This window comes from uncultured Boseongicola sp. (assembly GCF_937988555.1).
In the GTDB taxonomy this organism is placed as follows: Bacteria; Pseudomonadota; Alphaproteobacteria; order Rhodobacterales; family Rhodobacteraceae; genus Boseongicola.
In genome coordinates, this window is the sequence record NZ_CALJXO010000239.1 from 1 (window position 1) to 4,321 (window position 4,321).

The 4,321-nt window shown below is 54.9% G+C and carries 2 protein-coding genes and 3 pseudogenes; 2 read left to right on the top strand and 3 right to left on the bottom strand.

Features of this window, described 5'->3' with window-relative positions; genetic code table 11:
• Positions 1–216, bottom strand: a 216-nt coding sequence (locus Q1B15_RS14680; protein WP_299754862.1) for an NAD-dependent epimerase/dehydratase family protein, incomplete at its 3' end; no start/stop codon positions are given.
• 479 nt (positions 217–695) lie between these two features.
• Positions 696–803, bottom strand: a pseudogene (locus Q1B15_RS14685) (IS6 family transposase); the annotation flags it as partial.
• Positions 804–1,088: 285 nt separating this feature from the next.
• Between Q1B15_RS14685 and Q1B15_RS14690 the strand changes: the two are divergent.
• On the top strand, positions 1,089–2,177 hold the full coding sequence (locus Q1B15_RS14690) for a GTPase (RefSeq protein WP_299754864.1): 1,089 nt from the start codon (positions 1,089–1,091) through the stop codon (positions 2,175–2,177).
• 811 nt (positions 2,178–2,988) lie between these two features.
• Positions 2,989–3,717: pseudogene (locus Q1B15_RS14695) on the top strand (GTPase); the annotation flags it as partial.
• Positions 3,718–3,883: 166 nt separating this feature from the next.
• Here Q1B15_RS14695 and Q1B15_RS14700 read toward each other — a convergent pair.
• Positions 3,884–4,321 (bottom strand): annotated as a pseudogene (locus Q1B15_RS14700) (DDE-type integrase/transposase/recombinase); the annotation flags it as partial.

The following is a 4,321-nucleotide window of genomic DNA, read 5'->3' on the forward strand; positions in this document are numbered from 1 at the left end:
AAAGTGCATGACGGCAACAGGGGTATAGTGCGCGAAAACTTGATCCAGCCGGTCGCGATCGGACAGATCACCGACCTCCAGCGGCCCCCAGTTCACGGCGCTCCGGCGCCCCTTCGACAAATTATCGTAGGCTACCGGCACAAAGCCAGCCTCGGCGAGCGCTTTGCAGGCGTGGCTGCCGATATACCCAGCACCACCTGTTACCAAAATTTTCATAGGTCCGCTTTGCCTCACAATCACTCTCATCAATTCGGTGTTGAGTTTATTTGCAAGTCAAAACGAAGAAAAGGCTCTCTCAGAGGCACCCTATTTGAGACGGGGCGGGGAGGTCTCGCAGCGTTTGAGGATGACAGGACTTTGATGAAGAAGGACAGCTTCGCAGGTTTGTGCACTCGGACTCCTTTCCGACAGACCCTGTTGATCCAGAGGTATTTGCCGCGACACATTCAAAGCTTGTCATCGCACAATGGGTAAACCAAGATGCTCTCTGCCGATCACTTGAGGCCAACCTTGATCAGATCGACACTCAGGGTATGGCGATCGACGCACCGTTTCGATGCGTCGCCGCGGCGTGGAGTTGAAGCTTCCTCTTTGCAAGGCTCCTTCGGAGATCGACCGCACGCGGGTTCGCAACATCGTCAAGGCGAAAAGGTGGATGGAGATGATCATTCAGGGCAAGACAGTCGCCGAGATCGCAGACGCTCCTTCACATTCCGAAGCGAAACTGGGAAAGGGACGTACATCATCATCGCAAGGCGGACGATCTCGGGGCTGCTGTGAAAGTCCTTAAATGGGTCGCGTTTTTCCGTGGATGGGCGCTACAAAACCGCCCTTCTCGTCTCAAGCTAATTTGTTCTGACAGTGCCCCTTTGAGGAGTAGGAAGGCGACCCTCGGAGAAAATGCTCGGTGTCAGAGACTTCCTGTGATTGAATGCTGAGCGATACGTCTCCTGACCAAGACAAAGACCGTCGTCGCTAAGAACAAAGTGAGATTAGTGCTGATTTGAACGCATCGCTGAAAAATGAAATCTCGCTCCAGGTGTCTGGCGAGGAAGTTGCTTCGGCAAAAATCGGATTAAAATGATGTCATGAGTTTCCTTTTTGGATGGATGAAAAACATTGTGCCGGCGACGCCTGAGAAAATTGAGGCGGCGGCAGAACTCGCAATTCCAATTGTCTGGTTGCTCGGAAAGACCGGAGCCGGGAAGAGTTCGCTGATCCAGACACTAACCGCGCTCAGCACGATAGAAGTCGGCAACGGCTACGAGCCCTGCACACGAACGTCACGGCAGTTCGATTATCCGGCAGATCAGCCCCTGCTCCGCTTCATGGATACCCGGGGATTAGGCGAAGCCAATTACGATCCGGCAGACGATCTGGCTGCCAGTGCAGGTCACAGTCAGGCGATCTTGGTCCTTGCGCGGATTGATGACCCGGTGCAGGGCGAAGTGGCAGAGGCGCTGGCCGAAGTGCTCGCAAAGGATCCCTCCAAGCAGGTATTGCTTCTACATACGGGCGCCGACCTGATCACCGACGAGGAAGCGTTAAGTCGTGCGAAAGCCGCGAATGCTGAGGTCTTCCGGCTGAAGACCGGCAGACCTTTGAGGGAGGTCACAGTTGCAATGCCGCCCGAAAAACCAGACGAGAATACAGGAATTGACGAGGTCATTGAGCATTTGGAAGTGATGCTCCCAGCCGCTGCTTTGCTCCTGGCCAGACAAAATAGCCAGAGCGCGGAACAGATCGCCTTCGAACAAATCCGAACTCGCGTGCTGACTTATGCTACAGCGGCCGGGGCCACTGACGCTCTGCCTCTTGTCGGCATTGCCTCAGTTCCTGCAGTGCAGATTGCCATGCTTTATTATCTGGGGACTTTTTATGGCGTTTCCTGGGATCGAAAGGTGTCCACAGCGTTTCTGGGCTCAATGGGAGTGGGCCTGGCAGCACGCTTTAGCGCGAATTTCGGCATTCGCCAGATCGCCAAGTTGATTCCGGTTTATGGGCAGACTGTGGGCGCGGCCGCAGCCGGAACAATCAGCTTCGCAACAACTTATGCACTTGGTCGGGCAGCGGCGATGTTTCTACACTACCGTGCATGGAGCAAGCCGCTGTCTTCCGAAACATTGCAGGCGGTCTATCGGGACGCATTTAGCAGGGCCAACCATGCGAAGAATTGAACTCTTTAGAGCTGTCTTCCTGCGAGGGGAAAGTATTCTGTCGCTCACAGCACTTATCTTGCCGGTGATTGTATCGTTCCTGCTCGGCTTTTTCTGGATGGTCGAACACGGATTGCTCCTGCATTTTATCGGAGCCTCAATCAGCTTGGGTGCACTGGTGGCGCTGCTGAGACTGACCGCCAGACGCTGGCAGCTACGGCAATCGCCGGTGGAAGATGCAACTGAACTTCGGACATCTGGCGTCGACCTCAGCCCGGAGTGGGGCGCTGAAGAAACCGCTTTGTTTGAGGCGGCGAGGATCGAGATCCGAAAACGCACAGCACACCCCTTACCTTGGGCCGAAATTCAGACTGCGGCACTTGATATCGTCAACTTGGTTGCTCAGAGGTCCGGACGCCGGACCGGTCTGGACTTTACGGTCCCTGAAGCTCTGCTCCTTATTGAGCAGATTTCAGCTCAGTTCCGGGCCGACATACGCGGGATGGTCCCGCTTTCAGACACCATTTCCATCTCGACGATTTTGTGGGTATGGCGTCAGAAAGGCTGGGCCATGCAGACGGCGAACCTAAGTCAGAAGGCATGGCGGATCGTCCGAGTTGTAAAGAATCCTCCGGCTGGCATCTTAAGGGAAGTTGAGAGTGCCCTCTCTGGTGGACATTCGTCCTACCTGACTGGGGAAGCTATCGCGATCTTGCAGGGTACTCTGCTGGAGGAAGTCGCGAAAGCGGCTGTCGATCTCTACTCCGGCCGCCTTTCTTTCTCGGACGCAGAACTCCTGCAGATTCAGATGGACGGCGCTGAGATTGATCGCGCCCGGCTCGCCGAACCCGATTCCCCTCTGCGTATCGCGGTTATTGGCCAGGTAAGCGCCGGCAAATCGACGCTCATCAATGCTCTTGTTTCGGCAGATCGGGCCGAGACCGATGCGGCACCAACCACTGTCCGCGGGGCCGCGTACGAAATCGAACTCGGGGATATTGAGTGTTTTGTCTTCGATCTTCCTGGGCTCGATGGTGCACAGAAGACCCGCGAAGGGATCCTTGAGGAAATGAAACTCGCTGACATTATTATATTCGTAACGAGAGCCAATCGACCCGCTCGCGAGATTGATCGGTCGATTCTTGCCGAGTGGGACGCTTGGTTCCAAACGGTCCCAAAGCGGCGACGCCCCCCACTTGTAGCCGTTGCGAGTTGCATAGATTTGCTTGTTGAGAATTGGCCCTTCGCTGAGCATGGAATACCATCAGCGGCCCTCGAAAACATCGCATCCACTGTGACATCGATCGGAGCGGCGATCGGCACAAAAACTCCGATCCCCGTGGCAGCAACATCTCCTGAATGGAATATCGATGCCGTGAGGAAGGAGCTGACAGGCGTTCTGGGAGAAGCTCTCATGGTTCAGCGGAATCGTGCGAGGCTAGCTGGCCCCAAGCGCGGCGCCGGCCACGAATTTGGTCGCGCGGGTCGTGGTATCAGTAAGGGCCTTGAAATGCTTGGCAGAGGCATCGCCCGACGTGGCGTGCTCGACGATCTCAAATGATACCGATCGATCCGCTATTCATGATCCGACTTATACTTCGAACTCTCCTCTCTGCGGAGACTGATAGAATTTAGTCGTTGCGGGCTCCGGACATTTTTATGCAGTACTACCCGAGGGCTTTGGCACGGTAACTTTGACAAGGCAGAGAAATGGCACAAACCGGACTTCAAGCTGCAAAAATTTGATGCCATTCGGTGAATGCTATTGCGCGGGTTTGATGGAGAGTTCGGCGGGAAATTAGATGACGCTGTAACTTGAATTGGTTGTAGATGGCGTCGTGAAAGACAGAAAACGCGGCATTGATCCGGGTGACTTGAACCGGCCCATTCGGCGTTCTCGTCGGCGCGTCGGCCTCCTCTCATGGGTTTGCAAACAAACCACTGACGGGCATTGGATGCGAAACTTCGGTCCGGATGTTCAATCGACCACCTGCGACATGAAGGTGAACCAGGCCAAGTTCGCAAAGCGCCGCAGAATATGAACCCAGTTTGTCAGTGACAATTTCATCCGGAATGTACATCTGCTTTTTCAGGAGTTTCCGCATGAGCTTAAGGGCCGTGCGCTTGTTTCGGCGAGATTGGGCCAGGACTTCAAGGACTTCGCC

Bases quoted from the DNA above. Each gene is read 5' to 3' on its own strand.
- Q1B15_RS14690 (WP_299754864.1), top strand. From the start codon at position 1,089: ATGAGTTTCCTTTTTGGATGGATGAAAAACATTGTGCCGGCGACGCCT.